The sequence below is a fragment of the Acidobacteriota bacterium genome (genome assembly GCA_026707545.1).
Taxonomy (GTDB): Bacteria; Acidobacteriota; Thermoanaerobaculia; order Multivoradales; family Multivoraceae; genus Multivorans.
This window is the reverse complement of sequence record JAPOWR010000001.1, coordinates 229,985-245,476: the sequence shown is the minus strand read 5'-3', so window position 1 is coordinate 245,476 and position 15,492 is coordinate 229,985. Positions and strand designations below refer to the sequence as shown.

Annotated in this window: 12 protein-coding genes; 4 read left to right on the top strand and 8 right to left on the bottom strand. The window is 67.2% G+C overall.

Annotation, left to right across the window (positions count from 1 at the left end; genetic code table 11):
• Nucleotides 1–39: 39 nt before the first annotated feature.
• The gene (locus OXG83_00915) at nucleotides 40–1,125 is read left to right on the top strand and encodes a DUF1295 domain-containing protein (protein MCY3963568.1); all 1,086 of its coding nucleotides are present in this window, start codon (nucleotides 40–42) and stop codon (nucleotides 1,123–1,125) included.
• Nucleotides 1,126–1,153: 28 nt separating this feature from the next.
• On the opposite strand, the gene OXG83_00910 is transcribed toward OXG83_00915, so the two are convergent.
• The 6 genes from OXG83_00910 to OXG83_00885 all read right to left on the bottom strand — a co-directional run bounded on the left by OXG83_00910 (nucleotide 1,154) and on the right by OXG83_00885 (nucleotide 8,936).
• Complete coding sequence (locus OXG83_00910) at nucleotides 1,154–4,948, bottom strand: hypothetical protein (GenBank protein MCY3963567.1); 3,795 nt, start codon at nucleotides 4,946–4,948, stop codon at nucleotides 1,154–1,156.
• A gap of 152 nt (nucleotides 4,949–5,100) precedes the next feature.
• Nucleotides 5,101–5,685: a pyridoxamine 5'-phosphate oxidase gene (gene pdxH / locus OXG83_00905; protein MCY3963566.1), complete on the bottom strand. Its 585-nt coding sequence runs from the start codon at nucleotides 5,683–5,685 to the stop codon at nucleotides 5,101–5,103.
• A 77-nt stretch (nucleotides 5,686–5,762) separates the two neighbouring features.
• Complete coding sequence (locus OXG83_00900) at nucleotides 5,763–6,791, bottom strand: LLM class flavin-dependent oxidoreductase (GenBank protein MCY3963565.1); 1,029 nt, start codon at nucleotides 6,789–6,791, stop codon at nucleotides 5,763–5,765.
• 73 nt (nucleotides 6,792–6,864) lie between these two features.
• Nucleotides 6,865–7,176, bottom strand: coding sequence for a hypothetical protein (locus OXG83_00895; GenBank protein ID MCY3963564.1), 312 nt, complete (start codon nucleotides 7,174–7,176; stop codon nucleotides 6,865–6,867).
• A 15-nt stretch (nucleotides 7,177–7,191) separates the two neighbouring features.
• Entirely contained in the window at nucleotides 7,192–8,076 is an 885-nt protein-coding gene (locus OXG83_00890) for a hypothetical protein (protein ID MCY3963563.1), read from the bottom strand.
• On the bottom strand, nucleotides 8,073–8,936 hold the full coding sequence (locus tag OXG83_00885; protein ID MCY3963562.1) for a hypothetical protein: 864 nt from the start codon (nucleotides 8,934–8,936) through the stop codon (nucleotides 8,073–8,075). The genes OXG83_00890 and OXG83_00885 overlap by 4 nt, the downstream gene beginning before the upstream one ends.
• Nucleotides 8,937–8,954: 18 nt before the next feature.
• On the opposite strand from OXG83_00885, the gene OXG83_00880 reads away from it, so the two are divergent.
• From OXG83_00880 to pheT, 3 genes are read left to right on the top strand one after another with little or no spacing between them, the layout of a single operon-like run.
• On the top strand, nucleotides 8,955–9,683 hold the full coding sequence (locus tag OXG83_00880) for a YIP1 family protein (GenBank protein ID MCY3963561.1): 729 nt from the start codon (nucleotides 8,955–8,957) through the stop codon (nucleotides 9,681–9,683).
• A 60-nt stretch (nucleotides 9,684–9,743) separates the two neighbouring features.
• Nucleotides 9,744–10,781: a phenylalanine--tRNA ligase subunit alpha gene (gene pheS, locus OXG83_00875; GenBank protein ID MCY3963560.1), complete on the top strand. Its 1,038-nt coding sequence runs from the start codon at nucleotides 9,744–9,746 to the stop codon at nucleotides 10,779–10,781.
• Complete coding sequence (gene pheT, locus OXG83_00870) at nucleotides 10,781–13,327, top strand: phenylalanine--tRNA ligase subunit beta (GenBank protein MCY3963559.1); 2,547 nt, start codon at nucleotides 10,781–10,783, stop codon at nucleotides 13,325–13,327. The genes pheS and pheT overlap by 1 nt, the downstream gene beginning before the upstream one ends.
• 38 nt (nucleotides 13,328–13,365) lie before the next feature.
• On the opposite strand, the gene OXG83_00865 is transcribed toward pheT, so the two are convergent.
• Together OXG83_00865 and OXG83_00860 are read right to left on the bottom strand one after the other, a co-directional pair.
• Nucleotides 13,366–14,580: a hypothetical protein gene (locus tag OXG83_00865; protein ID MCY3963558.1), complete on the bottom strand. Its 1,215-nt coding sequence runs from the start codon at nucleotides 14,578–14,580 to the stop codon at nucleotides 13,366–13,368.
• A 186-nt stretch (nucleotides 14,581–14,766) separates the two neighbouring features.
• Nucleotides 14,767–15,492, bottom strand: coding sequence for an RsmE family RNA methyltransferase (locus OXG83_00860; protein MCY3963557.1), 726 nt, complete (start codon nucleotides 15,490–15,492; stop codon nucleotides 14,767–14,769).

Below are 15,492 nucleotides of genomic sequence, written 5' to 3'. Positions count from 1 at the left end.
CAAGGGACCGATACTGCCCTTGAACCGACGCTCGCGAGCGTGACGGATCATCTCCTGGGCTTCCTGGCCCCCTGGTTCATCTCAGCCCTCGTGCTGGGGCTGAGCGCCCTGCTGCCTGCCCGCCGCGTCAGCGGCTACGTCCGTGACGTACGGACGGGGTCGCGCCTCGAGTACCGCCTGAACGGACCGCTGGTGTTCGTCGCGACGATCGGCCTGTGGCTCATTGCCGGCTACAGCGGCGTCATGCCCTGGGACTGGCTTTGGGCGCACCGCTGGAGCGGCGCCGCCGGCGCCTTCGCGCTCGGCGTCATCGCTTCGGTGGCCGTCGTGCTGGCGGCGCCGAGCCGCGGTGGGCCGTTCTTGAAGGAACTCTTTCTCGGACGCCACCCGAACCCACGGATGTTCGGCGGCCGAGTGGACGCGAAGATGTTCCTCTACGTGTTCGGCGGCACCTACCTCGAACTGAACCTGCTCTCGTTCGCGGCCCATCACTTCCTGTCCTTCCCCGAAGATCCTTCGCCCGGCGTCGTCCTCTACGTCGCGCTTTTCACCTGGTTCATCTGCGACTACCTCCTGTTCGAGCGGGTGCACCTCTACACTTACGACCTGTTTGCCGAGCGCGTCGGCTTCAAGCTCGTCTGGGGCTGCCTCTTCTTCTATCCGTACTTCTACGGAGTCGGACTCTGGGCCGCCGCCGACCTGCCCAACCCGCATGCCCCCGTCTGGCTGCTCGTTCTGGCCACGCTCGTCTTCTTCGCCGGCTGGTCGCTGGCGCGCGGCGCGAACATGCAGAAGTTCCACTTCAAGCTCAACCCGGAACGAACGTTCCTTGGCCAGTTCCGTCCCGAAGCCATCTCGGACGGCGAGCGGCGCCTGCTGTGCAGCGGCTTCTGGCGCGTGTCGCGCCACGTCAACTATCTCGGCGAGATCCTCATGGCGACCGGCCTGGCGCTCAGCCTCGGTTACCCGACGCTCGTCGCTCCGTGGCTCTACCCGCTCTACTACGTCCTGCTGCTCGTGCCGCGCGAGCGAGACGACGACCGGCGATGCGCCGCGAAGTACGGCCCGCTGTGGGACGAGTACCGGCGGCGCGTGCCGTGCCGGATCGTGCCGCGGGTGTACTGAGAGCCGCTCTGCCGGCTGCGGGCCTCCCTCAGGGGGCGCATGCACGAAACGCCCGGGTGTCGGTAATGGCCGGAGCCGGCAGACCGGGCTCCTGACCGTACACCCTCATCAAGCCCGTCACCGTGTCCGTCACCGTGATCCGGTAGCCCAGGTCCGTCGTCGCGGCACCGAAGACCCAGAAGTGGTCGTTGGTCGAACAGCCGTTCAGGACCTTGACCAGGATCTCCCAGTTGTCCGGGGCGAAGAACCAGAAGAGACCGGAGTCGTTGGCTTCCGCGTGAGCCACTCGGGCGGGACCGCTCGGACCGTCCCTCTGCCACCACCTCACCTTGACTTCGAACCGGGAATCCTGCAGGCACGCCGTTTCCGCGTCCGGCTCGCAGGTATCGGTCGGAACGCTCGGGCCACCGTCCAGCCCCCACACTTTCCGGCTCGGGTCGTCACTCACGGCGGCGTGACTCAAGTCGGCATCCGTAACCTCGTCAACGAGCCGGATCGTGCCGCCGTTCAGGCGAAGGCCGTTGGCAGGAATACCGACTCCGTCTTCGTCCCAGTCAACCGGCTGCACGGTGTAGCGAAAGGACTGTGTTGGGGAAGGTTGAGGACCAGGCCAGTACGTGGCAAGCCTTGAGAAGTCACCCAAGGCCAGTAGGACCTGGGGATCGCCGGTCACCGTCACGGCCTTGCTGAACCGCACGTCGACTTCAATCGTTTCGCCCGCCTGGTACGTATCGCCCTCTGACGGGAAGCCGCGAAGCAAAACGGCATCCACCGCCGGCTCGACGACCAGACTCCCGTCGACCTTGCGCGCCGCATCGTCGGCAAGTCCGGAGTGGCTGAGAGTGGCGTCCGTCTCGCCGTCCGGCAGCCTGATCGCGCTGCCGCCAGGATCCAGGGCGCTGGCTGCGAAGCTCACGCCGTCCGTGTCCAGGTCCCCCGGCTGCACCGTGTACTCGAAGCGGAGCGTTCGAGCGGAAGGGAAGGGCCCGGGCGAGAAGGACGCCGCTCTCGTCCGTTCGCCGATCAAAAGCGCCACCTGAGGATTGCCCGTCACCGACACGGCCCGCGAGAAACGCGCCTCAACGGCGATCGTCTCGCCGAGCCGGTAGGTGTCACCGAGGTCCGGCGAGCCGCTCAGCGAAACGCTTTCCAACGTCGGTGGAGCGGCGAGACCGCCGTCGACTCTGCGTCCGCGGCTCGGGTTGAGGGCATAGCTTGTCGGCGGCTGCTGCGGCACGGGGTGACCCGCCAACCTGATCGTCCCGCCATCGAACCGGATCGCATTCGCAGGAACGCTGATGCCATCGGCGTCGCGGTCCTCGGTCTGGATCGTGTATCCGAACCACAGAGTGCTTGGCGCGTCAGCCGGACCGTGCGAATAGGGCGGTCCCCGCCGACCGCCCGTCATGAAGTACGTGGCCAACCTCTCTCGGCCACCGACGTTCAGGGCCAGTTTCGGCCTGCCGCTGACGATCAGGTCTCTGGCGCTGTCGCCGCCTTCGCGGAGCCTGGCACCCACCCAGATCGTCTCACCGCGTTCGTAGGTTCCGCACCCACGCGGAGATTCACCGAAGAAGATGCTGGCCGTCAACGGCTCGGTTCGACTGCCGTCGACTCTCGTGCTGGAGTCGAGTGCCTCGTGGCGCAGCGACGCGTCGGTGGAACTGTCACGTGCCGCCTTGATCGTTCCACCGTTGAGACGAATCGCGTTGGCCGGGATCCTCACGCCTTCTTCTTCCCGATCGTCCGCACGTACCGTGTAGCGGAAATAGACGCTGGAACTCCCGTAGGTGGAGTCACTGCCAGAGTAGGCCGCCAGTCGGGTCCAGCCTCCAATGGACAGCGCCAGTTGAGGGGTACCAGTGACTTTCACGTGCCTGTTGAAGTCGACCCTCGCATAGACCAGATCACCACGTCCCGAAGTGCCACCTCCAAGAAGCACCCTGGACACTCGCGGTACCGGGACTCGGCTCCCGTCGACCCTGCGCCTGGAATCGGCCCGGACTGACTCGTGCTCAAGAACTGCTCTGGTTGCGCCGCCGTCGGACCGCTTGGCGATCATCCCGGAGTTGGCGCGCAGAGCGTTGGCCGGGATGCTGATCCCGTCGCTATCCCGATCCGACGCCTGCACGGTGTACTGAAAGATGAGACCCCCGGTGTGAGTGGCCAGCCTGATCCGGCCCCCGACGTCCAACTCCACCACCGGATTGCCGGTGACCTTCACTAGAGGATCGAACTCCACTTCGACTTCAACCGTGTCACCGAGTGCGTAGGGTTCGCCGGGCCCCCTGAAGCGCATCAGGCTCACCCGCGGCGCGGTGGCTCGGCTGCCGTCGACTCGCAGGCGGGGGTCCGGAGCCATCGGAGCGTGGATGAGGTTCGCGTCGGTCCCGCCGTCGACGGCAGACCGGATCGTGGCGCCGTTCAGGCGAATGGCGTTCGAGCGGAGGCTGACTCCGTCGTCGTCCCGATCAGCCTCCTGAACCTGGTAGTCGAAGTAGAGGATTCCACTGCTGGCACAGCCCGGGGAGTAGGTCGCCAGTCGGCTCGCATCGCCGATGACGAGCGCCACCTGCGGCCTTCCCGTCACCGTCACCGGTCTCGTGAACCACACGCCGACCGACAACGTCTCGCCGCGCTCATGAGGACCGGGATTCCGGTAGGAGATACCTGCCACGGCCGGCACGCTGACCCGGCCGCCGTCGACCCTGCGACGCCTGTCAGTGGCGATGGGTTCGTGCGTCAGGTCGGCGTCGACCGCCCCTTCCGAAACGGCACGGATCCGGCCGCCATTGAGGGTCAGTGCATTGGCCTCGACGCTGATGCCGTCGACGTCGAGATCAGCCGCCTGAACCCCGTACCGGAAGCGCAGTCCGGAACTGTCGCGGGTGTAGAAGAGGGCCTGCCGTGCGTGGCCGCCGATGTCGAGCGCCACCCGCGGTCCGCCTTCAACGGTCACGGGTTTGTCGAACTGAACGAACAGTGTGATGTCCTCGCCGAGTTCGTAGGTGTCACCCAGCAAGGGAAAGTCGTTGAAGGAGATACTGCTGATCTTCGGCGGCGTGTAGCGGCCACCATCGACCTTGCGGCTGGGATCAGGGCGAAGGCCGGCGTGTGTCAGGACAGCGTGGACGTCCTGGTCGACAGTGGCCGTAATCACGCCGTCGTCGGCAAGGCGAAGCGCGTTGGCCGGCACACTGATTCCGTCGGCGTCCCGGTCATCCTTCTCCACCGTATAGGTGAAGTTCACGGTTGAGGACCGATAGAAGTCGTAGCTCGGCTCGTGGTCCGCGAGTCGGGTCTGATCGCCGATAGCCAGGGTCAGGATCGCCCCCCCAGCGACGACCGTTCTGTTGAACCCCACCGCAAGCCAAATCCGCTCCCCGAACTCATAGGTGTCGCCATGCAAGGGCGAGCTTCTAAAGGCAACGCTCGTTACGGCCGGCGGCGTGAAGCGGCTGCCATCGACTCTGTGGCCTCTCTTGTCGGCCAGGGCGCCATGAGTCAATACCGCATCGACGACATCCTCGGGCCCCGCCCTGATGGATCCACCGTTGAGGCGGATCGCGTCAGCCGGAATGCTGATCCCGTTCGCGTCCCTGTCCCCAGCCTGCACTGTGTAGCGGAAGGAGAGAAGGTTGGTCCAGCGGACGTTGTGTGAAAACGCGGCCCACCTGAGCTCGTCGCCGACGATCAGCGCCAGTTGCGGACTGCCGGTGACGATCACGTAAGCGGTGAAGTCGACAACCACTTCGACCGTTTCGCCGCGTTCGTAGGTGACGCCGATTTCCGGGGAGCTCCGGTGGCTGATGCCGCGCACCACCGGCGGGCCGGAGTCCTGTGACGCTTGAAGGAGGGCCGGATCCTGGGCGGCCGACAGACTGGCACTGGCCAGGGCGACAGCGAGAGTCCAGACAGTCGAGCGAGAAAACCGTAGCGTCATCGCTTCCTTCGACAGCTCTCCTCTTCGGGCCGCTACGGATACAGCATACCCACCACCCACGCGTCACCGTCCCGCTCGTAGAACGTACGGTCGTGAAGCCGGTGCTCCTGCGCCACCCAGAACTCGAAGCGCCTGGGCACGACCCTGAGCCCCGTCCAGTGCCGAGGGCGCGGTACGTCGCCGCCCGCGAACCGCTCGGTCACCTGCTCGAAGTCGGCGAGGAGCTGCTCGCGGCTTGCGAGCGGCCGGCTCTGCCGCGAGGCCCAGGCGCCGAGCTGACTGTTCCGGTCCCGAGTCGCGAAGTAGGCATCGGCCTCGGCGTCGCTGACCCGTTCCGCACGACCGAAGATGCACACCTGCTCCTTCGGTTCGCGCCAGAAGAAGTTCAGGCTCACGTCCAGCCGCGCCAGGATCTCCCTGCCCTTGCGGCTTTCGAGGTTCGTGTAGAAGACGAAGCCGCGCCGGTCGAAGTGCTTCAGGAGCACGACACGGGACGACGGACGACCCTGCTCGTCGGCGCTCGCCAGAACCATCGCGTTCGGCTCGGTGAGGCCAGTGGCCGAAGCACGCTCGAACAGGTCGCGGAAGCGGTCGAAGGGGTCGGTAGCTCTCGTCACGATCGAACTCTGACCGATCCGGCGTCGCGCGCCAACTCGCGGCCGGCCAGCGACGGCCGACCCGGGCCGACCCGAACTCAGACCCGAGGCAGAACCTCGTCCGTGAAGAGCACGAAGGAGCCGTGACTGAGCGGCGCGCACAGCAGGTAGTCGAGGAACATCTCTTCCTTCAGGCGCGCGATCTCGTCGACCAGCTCGTCCGGCGTGCCGTAGAGAATGACGCCGTTCAGATACCGGTCGACCGCGGTCTGCTCTTCGGCCTTGAAGGTCGGCGTCGCCAGTTCCGGCCGCTCGAGGTTGCGCCGCGTATCGGTCGCGACCGGTCGGGTGCCCTTCCGCTGGTGGGATCTGACGGTCCACTGCGCGCCGTTGCGCGCGATCTCCTCCGCTTCGGCCCGGGTCGGAGCGCACGCGATCAGACGTGCGATCGGAATCTCCCGGCCATCGATCGAGTGCCCGTGCTGATCCAGGATCTGCCGGTACAGCTCGCGCTTCTCCGCAATCCGGCCAGGCGCCGAGTGCGGGTCGAGCATGATCGAGAAGCCGTTCCGGGCCGCCCAGGTCATCGACTCCGGCGACGAGGAAGCGAGCCACACCGGCGGATGCGGCTTCTGCGCAGGCTTGGGCAGCACCTCGACATCGCGGCACTGGAAGTGCTCTCCCTCGAAGGTGAGCTGCTCGTTCGTCCAGGCGTCGATCACCGCCTGCACATGTTCCCTGAACACCGGGTAGCTGTACTGCGGGTCGACGCCGAAGGCGCTGAACTCCTTCTCCGCGTAGCCGCGGCCGACACCCCAGTTGACCCGGCCCCCGGAGAGGACGTCGAGCAGAGCCACCTCCTCGGCCAGTCGCAGCGGGTTGTAGAAGGGCGCCAGGGACACACCCGTGCCGATCCTCAGGTTCTTCGTGCGGGCGGCGACCTCGATCCCCATCATGTGGATCGACGGGCAGATGCTGAAGGGGCTGAAATGATGCTCCGCCAGCCACACCGCGTCGTACCCGTTCTGGTCCATGATGTCGATGCGCTGGAACGCACGGCGGTACACCTCTTCCAGCGGAATGCGCCGGTCAGGCCACGAGAAGAACTGGAGCACCGCTGTCTTCATGAGCGGGCTATCGTCTCACAGATCAAGAAGCAGCATCGAGCGCCGCGAGCGCCGGATGCACTCGGCCGCTCGCTCAGCCGCGTCGGCCCTTGAACACGTAGGACACACCCTCCTCCGCGAAGGTGCGGCAGGCCTTGTCCTTGAACTCGATCGCCTTCTCCCATTCCTCGATGTCGTAGTAGTCGCGCTCGGCGACCACCCGGATCTCGCGCACCGTGCGCTCGTCAAGGCCGAGTCGGTCGGCAATCTCGCGGTCCGAGAGACCCCGGCGCCGCTTCTCGCCTGGCAGGTGCTCGTGGATGTCGACCTGGATCGAGTTCGACAGCTTCAGGATCTCCTCCCGGTGGCGGCGGTAGGTCTCGGGATCGACAAAGAAGAAAGCCATCGTCACACCTCGCGTCTATGCCTTGTCCCTGAACTCGGCGCCGACCGGACACACCCGCATGCACTCCCAGCACTGGCCCTGGCTCTGCGCGGCGTAGGTCATCGACCACAGCGTCTTCGTGAAGTGGCTCGAGTAGAGCACCATCTTCCGAGCCTCCGGATCCTCCTGGTCGAGAGCCAGCTCGAGGCCCTTCTGGAAGCCTGGAATCCAGTGGGTGTAGACGCGGGAGGTGCAGCGCGCCGCGTCGTAGCGGCGTTCCACCAGTCGGCCGTTCTCGATCCGGCCGTCCAGGCAACCGCCGTCGCCGAGCGGGCACACCCTGGTGCAGGGCGTGGCTCCTTCCGCCTCCCACATCTCGACGCAGGCAGGCGCCGGGCACGCGGGCTCGGCAAGCGCCGGCGTGACCGGGAACGGGTAGGTCGTGATGATCGCCGAATAGAACAGCAGACCGTACTCCGGATGCAGCACTGGCCCGGCCAGACTGCGGGATCCGCAGCCTGCCAGTTCCGCCGCCAGCGCAACGCTCAGAAAGGGCCGGTTGCCCTTGCGCACGCCTGGCGGTACGAACAGGGCGTAGTAGCCGAACTCCGCCTCGATGAACTTCGCCGTCTTCAGGCCGAGGGAGTTGATTCGGTCGCTAGTGCCCATCGTCTCCAGGTGCTCGTGGACGGGGCTCGCCCAGTCGGCCGCCCGCGGTGGACTGCCGCCGACGACCACGACGCGGCGCGCGCCCGGCAGCAGGTCGCCGGGCCGGAAGCCCTCGGGCGCCTCGCCAAAGTCGTCGGCGTCGGCGACGCCCCAGGCCAGCGCGCCGCCACGCTCCACCATCGCGGCCACGCGGTCGCGGGCCGCCGTGGCCTCGTCGGTCGTCGGCGCCGGAGCCACCCGCGAAACGGTCACTGCAGACGCCTCTCGTGCATCCCGACCGGGCACACGCGCATGCACTCGAAGCACTGCGCCACGCTCTCCTTGTAGTACGAGAGCGACGACAGCGACTGGCTGAAGAAGTCGGAGTAGATCATCGACTTGCGCCGCTCCCGGTCTTCCTCCGTGGTGATCTGGACCAGGGACTTCTGGATCGAGCCGATGCCGAAGTTCATCGACCGCGAGGTACAGCGCTCGCGGTCGTAGTACGAGTAGCTGATCCTGCCGTTCTCGTCGAGCGCTCCGTCGAGGCAGCCACCCTCGTCCTTCGGGCAGGAGGCGAGGCACGGCGTCGTGCCCAGCTTCTCGTACATCTGGATGCAGGGCTTCGAAGGGCAGACGTCCTCTTCGAGCGGGTGATCCGGTTCGAGGTCGAGGGTGGTCACCAGGGCCGCGTAGTACAGCAGGCCGTAGCGAGGATGGAGGATGATGTTCGCCGCCAGCGATCTCGTGCCCAGCCCCGCGAGCACCGCGGCCAGCATCATGCTCATCGGTGGGTTGTGCCCGGCTGTGGGCAGGGACGGCCCCTGCAGCGCCCGATGGCCATGCTCGCGCTCGATGTAGTCGCACATCACGTGGACCGCGACGTTCTCGCGGAAGTCGTAGCCGGTGATCTCCATCACCCGGTGATCGGGACTGCGCCAGGCGCCCGCCGTCGGCCCCTGGTTGCCCGCGACGACAACGCTCTTCGCGCCCGGAAGAACGTCCTCCGGCCGGTGCCCTTCCGGCACGAACTCGTTGAATGCGCTGGCAGCAGCGACGCCGACGACGAGGGCACCGGCACCGGCGCCGACGTCGCGTACTGCCGCCGTTCGCTGCTGTCGGGCGTCCGCCATCAGGATCGCTCCGGTAAGGTGCTCCTCGTGAACTCCGCGGACGATAGCACCGGCGCCGAAGCAAGCGTCGAGGTCGTCAATCCGTGGGAGGAGCGGAAGGACCGCGGCAGGTTCTCCGCCCTCGTCGCCGCTCTGGTCCTCCTGGCCACCGCTCCGAGGAAGTTCTTCGAGGGCACCCGGCCCGACGCGGGCATCTGGGGCCCCCTCTTATTCGCGGGCCTGGTCACACTCATCTACATGGTCCTGGGAAGCGTGGTCTTCACGATCCTCATCCTGACCCTTCCGGACCAGGCACTGGAGTTCGTCTACCAAACGGTGTGGCGGATGGATCCATCTCAGTTCCCCACTGCGGAGGAACTGCCCTTCGGAACCACCCTGTTCGTTCTCTTCGCGTTCCAGGTGCTCCTCCTTGCCCTTCCCGCCCTCTTCGCCCTCACGCTGGTCGCGACGTTGATCGTAGGTACGCTCGTCCACCTTCTGCTGGTCGTGACCCGCACGTCGAGGCCACACGGCTTCCGCGGTACCTGGGTCGCGATCTGCTACGCAAACGGCGCCAATCTCCTGGGCATCGTTCCCATCGCTGGCGAGATCCTGGCGACATTCTGCGGCGCAGTGCTGTTCGGGATCGGTCTCCACGTCGTTCAGCGAGTCGGAGTCATCCGAGCCGCGGTTCTGGCCTCCATCCTGCCCCTCCTGGTGTTGCTGGGGCTGCTGATCCCTCGCGTTCTGCCGAACGCCACCTCCTAGTAGAGTCGGGCGCCGCACCGGGCCCGGGAAAGGGCACCGCACGAAAACCCGCCTGACGCCATGATCGACCAGCTCGACGACATCGAAGCGCGGGTCTCCGCGGCGCTGAACGCTACGGTCGATCTGGAGCAACTCGAGAGGTGGCGCCGGGCGACGATCGGCCGCAAGGGCGAGGTTCAGCTCCTGACCCGCCGCATGGGGGAGATCGAACCCGCCGATCGGCCCGCTTTCGGCAAGCGGATCAACGAGATCAAGGCCGCCCTGCAGGTGGCATTCGAAGCGCGCCAGGAAGCTCTGAAGCGATCGACGCACGATACCGACGACGACGCCGACCGGCTCGATGTCACCCTGCCCGGCCGCCGCCCGGCGCTCGGCGGGCTGCACCCGTCGACCCTTGTCATGCGCCGGATCGAACGGATCTTCGGCGACATGGGCTTCCAGACCTACCGCAGCCCGGACGTGGTCACCGACCAGTTGAACTTCGGCGACCTGAACATGCCGCCCGACCACCCCGCACGCGACATGCAGGACACGTTCTACACGACGGATCCGAGCGTTGTGCTGCGCACCCACACCAGCGGCGGGCAGATCCTGGCGATGCAGGAACGCCACCCGGAGCCTCTGCGGGTCATCCTGCCCGGCATGTGCTACCGCAACGAGCAGATCACTTCACGCAGCGAGATCCAGTTCCACCAGATCGAGGGACTCGCGGTGGGCCCGGCGATCACCTTCGCCGATCTGAAGGGCACGCTGACCGAGTTCGCCCGGCGCCTGTTCGGCGAGGGCCGCGGCGCCCGCTTCCGGGCCAGCTACTTCCCGTTCACCGAGCCGAGCGCGGAGATGGACATCGCCTGCTTCCTCTGCGACGGCGGGGGCTGCCAGTTGTGCAAGGAGGCCGGCTGGCTCGAGATCCTCGGCTGCGGCATGGTCCACCCGACCGTTCTCAGAAACGGCGGCTACGACCCTGACGAGTGGAGCGGCTTCGCCTTCGGCATGGGACCGGAACGGATCGCGATGCTCCGGCACGGGATCCGCGACATCCGCTACTTCTGGTCGAACGATCTGCGCTTCCTGCGCCAGTTCCAGCGGTTCGTCTGATGCGCGTTCCACTCAGTTGGCTCGGCGATTTCGTCGAGCTCGACGGCTCTCCCGGCGACCTCGCCGAGCTGCTTACCAACGCCGGCCTGGAGGTCAAGGCGATCGAACGCTTCGGCGTCGACGGCGCCGAGCTGCCCTGGCCGGCCGACCTGGTGATGGCGGCGAAAGTCCTACGCGTCGACCCGGTGCCGGACGCCGACCGCCTGGTGCTCGCAACCGTCGACTACGGCGCCGACTCCACCCGGCAGGTGATCACCGGGGCCCCCAACCTGGTCCCGCTCCTCGGCCAGGACCTCGGCGACGCGGGTCCCTGGGGCGCCCTGCTGCTCGCCGGCGCCAGCTACCGCAACCCCTACCGTGACCTGAAGATCACCCGGCTCAAGCCGAAGAAGCTGCGCGGCATCACCAGCGACGCGATGCTGTGCTCGGCCGCGGAGCTCGGGCTCGGCGAGGACCACGAGGGGATCATCCTGTTCGAGCCCGCCGACGAACTCCCGGACCTTCGCCCCGGACGGCCCCTCGCCGAAGTGCTCGGCGATGTCGTGCTCGACATCGACGTGATTCCCAACATCGCCCGCTGCGCCTCGATCCTGGGGGTTGCGCGCGAGGTCGCGGCGCTCACGGAGGCCGCGTTCCGGCCGCCCGCCGTCCCGCTCACCATGGACGGACCGCCGATCGCGGGCCGGGTCGAGATCGCGACCGAGAACCCCGAACTCAATCCGCGCTTCGTCGCCCTGCTGATCGAGGGCATCGAGCAGGGCACATCTCCCTACTGGATGCAGCACCGGTTGCAGCTCGCTGGGCAACGGCCGATCAGCAACGTGGTCGACATCAGCAACTACGTGATGCTCGAGGTCGGCCAGCCGAACCACACTTTCGACTACGACCTGCTGCGGCAGCGGGCCGAAAGCTATGCGGACGGCGGCCCTGTGCGGATCGTCACGCGTCTGGCGCACGCGGGAGAACGTCTGACGACGCTCGACGGCGCCGAGCAGAAGCTGCGGACGAACCAGATCATGGTCACCGACCCGGCCGGCTCGCTGAGCGTCGGCGGCGTGATGGGAGGCCGGGACAGCGAGATCGGTCCGGAAACCCGCAACGTGCTGCTGGAGGCGGCAGCCTGGGAACCACGGAGCATCCGGCGCACCCAGCGCCAGCTCGGGGTCCACACCGAAGCCGGTTTCCGCTTCAGCCGCGGCGTTCATCCCAGCCAGGCCCTGCTCGGCGCCCGACGGGCCGCCGAACTGCTTCGGCTCCACGCGGGCGGCACGATCGCCGAGGGGATCGTCGATCACTACCCGATGCCAGCCCAGGCCGTGACCGTCGATCTCGACCTCGGATACTTGCGCCGCCTCACCGGTCTCGACCTCGGCGCGAGCGAAACGGCGAGCCTGCTGCGGCGGCTCCAGTTCGAGGTCGAGATCGAGGACGACTCCGCCGATCTGCGGGTCACCGTTCCCGACCACCGCCTCGACATCAAAGGCCAGCACGATCTGGTCGAGGAGGTGTGCCGCATCTACGGCTACGACCGCATCCCCTCGACCGTGCTCAGCGACGTGCTGCCGCCCCAGCGCGGCAACCGCGAGCAGTCCTTCGAGGATCGGGTCAAGGACACCTTCGCCGACCTGGGACTCCAGGAGATCGTCAGCTACCGCCTGACCACACCCGAAGCGGAAGCGAGGCTGCAACTCGAAGACGCCGAACCGCCGCCCTACGTCCGCCTCGCCAACCCCTCGACCCAGGACCGCGTCGTCATGCGCCGCAGCCTGCTGGCATCCGTCCTGGAAGCCGCGGCGTCGAACGGCCGGTTCACGGACCGGCTCGCCCTGTTCGAGGTCGGCCGCGTCTTCCCGGTCAACGAAGGCGATTCGCTGCCCGAGGAGCGGGAATGGGCCGCTGTCGTGTTGACCGGTCCGCGCCGGGCAGACCACTGGCAGGGGGCCGGCGCCAGCGGCGGCTGCTTCGACTTCTTCGACGTCAAGGGCGTGGTCGAGACGGTCCTGGACCGGCTTGGCCTGGCGGTCGAGTTCACGGCGCCGGCGGCGAGTGCGACGCCACCGTCCTTCCGCCCCGGACGTTCCGCGGCAATCGAAACCGGTGCCGACTCGAAACCCGTCGGCTGGCTGGGCGAAGTCCAGCCGGCGGTGGCCGCCCGTTTCGATCTGGAGCCCGCGGACGGTCACCCCATCCTCGCCGCCGAACTCGACCTCGACCGCATCCTCGAGTTCGTCCCCGATTCCCTTCAGGTCGAGCCCGTCCCCGTCTATCCGGAAGTGCGCGAGGACTTGGCCCTGATCGTGGACGAGGCGACGCCTGCCGCAGCCGTCGAGGCCGCCCTCCTCGCCGCCGGCAAGCCCCTGCTCTGCGCCGTCGAACTGTTCGACGTGTTCCGCGGCGAGGCGATCGGCGAAGGCTCGAAGAGCCTCGCCTACCACCTCACCTTCCGGGCCCCGAACCGCACCCTGCGCGACCGCGATGTGAAGAAGCTCCGCCGGCGCATCCTGGGACAGGTCGAGAGGTCCGTCGGCGCGAAGCTCCGCGAGTAGGGCTCCGGAACGAGGCCACGGACAAGGCTCTGCCCGGACTAGGGCAGTTCTTCCGGCGAGCCTTGTCGGCGCACCCCTTCGGCCACCGAACCGAAGACAAACCGGAGCGGGCGATCCGCGCGGAACGCGATGGGATCCAGCAGATCCAGGTAGTACTTCGGTCCTTCGGCAGCGCGCTCCGCTTGAGCGTCAGTTTCGACAGGCGGCCGCGGTGTCGAAGTGCGCAGGGGAACGCGGCGCGCGTAGGGCCTCACACCTTCCGTCGCACTCTGCTGCTCGACGACGACCGCATGGCGGCCATTGGGACTGGTGAAGGCTAGGGCCTCCCCCTGGCGGGCCCACCGATGGGGCGGGGCCACCAATCGCGGAAGCGACTCGCCGGGGGTCAAGTCGCCGTCAACCCGGGAAGGTCCCTGCCAGTCCGACACGTGCCGCTCCCGGATTGACGATTCAGGATCGCGATATGCATGCTCGATGCGGTAGCGATCGCCTTCCTGGACGAACCGGACAATCCCGCGCTCAGGGTGAGGAAGAACGGATCTCTCCAGAACCCAGTACGGCGCTACAGCTTCCCCTGAGAGCGCCAAGCCAGGGAGATGGTACGCCTTCCAGTACAGCGGGGTCCGGACCCAAAGCACGTCCTCGCTTGCCTGCCAGCGGAACTCATGCTCGACCACGCCGTTGTCGAAGAAGATCGGCGCAATGCGGTCGACTCCTCCGCCCTGCGCGAAGTGAACGATGTAGGCGCCCCAGCAGTTCCAGGGAATGAGCACGACCGGACCGTCGGACCGAAGGATGATGGGTGCCGGCGGCACGAGCCATTCCTCTGTCTCGGGCCGCTCGCTTCCAAGAACGACGCTCTCGACTCGCAGCTCCCTTGTCCTGGACGCTTGGGCTCTGTCGAACGAATCCGCCGTTCCGGTGCCTACCGCGCCCCACAGGAGTCCATCGCGTGAGACGTCATGGAGATACTCGAAGTGCATCCCCCGCGTCACCCAGAAGTCCCAGTCCCGCCAAGCCCAGGTTCGCTTCTCGTCGCTTCCCGGTTGGACGATCTCCATCGCCTGGCCCCAATCCGCTTTGGCGCCAGGCGGGAGCATCCTCCGCCCCTGCAACACTACGCCACTCGCAGCGAGCGGCGTGAGGCTGTCGCCCCCGAAACCGGGCAGTTCGACGATCTCTGTCTCGGCCTCTTCCAGAACGACCAACCGGGAACCATCTCTTGGATCGCCGCGGTCTCCCGCCAGAAGCATCACCGCTCTTCCGCCATCTTCAACGACGCCGCCCACCAGTCGACCAGCCGGGAGTTCCGTTTGCTGCAGAGCGTGGGAAGCGGCAGCAGCCAAGACGAGGAGCATCAGCCAGAGAATCCGAACTGGTCCTTCTCGACGCCTCATCTCGACCTCCGCGTCGCCAGCGTATCCCGCTGCGATCCCTCCTCAGGCGCCAAGACGCGACAGCAGGGCCACGACGGCGTGCTCGACCCGCAGCGCCCGAGGGCCGAGACTCACGACTGTGGCGCCGGCGTGTCCCCACGAGGCAAGCTCCTCGTCCAGTAGGCCGCCTTCGGGACCGACCAGCAGCGCCGTCGGGCCATCGACGCCCAGCGGACAGGGCTCGTCACCGGCGGCATCGGCCACCAGAACCTGATCGTGGTCCCGAACCAGGCCGGGCAGCGCATCCATCAGATCCCGAGGCCCCTTCAGCATCTCGATCTCCGGCAGCACCGTGTCCCGCGCCTGCGCCAGACCCAGCATCAGGTGTCGTCGCAGGGACTCCGCCTGCATCGTTGAGCTCTGCCAGTAGCTCTTTTCCACCCGTGCCGTGTGGACCAGCAGGATCCGCTTGACGCCCATCGCGGCCGCCGCCTGCAGGATCCGGCCCACGAACTTGGGCCGGGGCAAGGCCAGCACGAGCGTCACCGGCAGCGGCGCGGGCAACTCCCCATCGAGCGGCCCCAGCTCCAGCACGAACCGCTCGCGGCCTAGGTCGACGATCCGTCCGCGGCCAATGCCGCCTCCGAGGCGGCCCACTTCCAGCGTGTCGCCGACCTCCGCTCGCAGCACCTTGCGGACGTGCTTCAGGCGTTCGCCGGACACGACCGCTCGCGTACCTGAGCCAGCCGTCTGATCGAAGTCCGCGTCCTCCAACAGAAGCAGGTTCAT

Coding starts and splice junctions, on each gene's coding strand:
- OXG83_00900 (MCY3963565.1), bottom strand. CDS start 6,791: ATGAAGACAGCGGTGCTCCAGTTCTTCTCGTGGCCTGACCGGCGCATT.
- OXG83_00895 (MCY3963564.1), bottom strand. CDS start 7,176: ATGGCTTTCTTCTTTGTCGATCCCGAGACCTACCGCCGCCACCGGGAG.
- OXG83_00885 (MCY3963562.1), bottom strand. CDS start 8,936: ATGGCGGACGCCCGACAGCAGCGAACGGCGGCAGTACGCGACGTCGGC.
- pheS (MCY3963560.1), top strand. CDS start 9,744: ATGATCGACCAGCTCGACGACATCGAAGCGCGGGTCTCCGCGGCGCTG.
- pheT (MCY3963559.1), top strand. CDS start 10,781: ATGCGCGTTCCACTCAGTTGGCTCGGCGATTTCGTCGAGCTCGACGGC.
- OXG83_00865 (MCY3963558.1), bottom strand. CDS start 14,580: ATGCTTCTGGCGGGAGACCGCGGCGATCCAAGAGATGGTTCCCGGTTG.
- OXG83_00860 (MCY3963557.1), bottom strand. CDS start 15,492: ATGAACCTGCTTCTGTTGGAGGACGCGGACTTCGATCAGACGGCTGGC.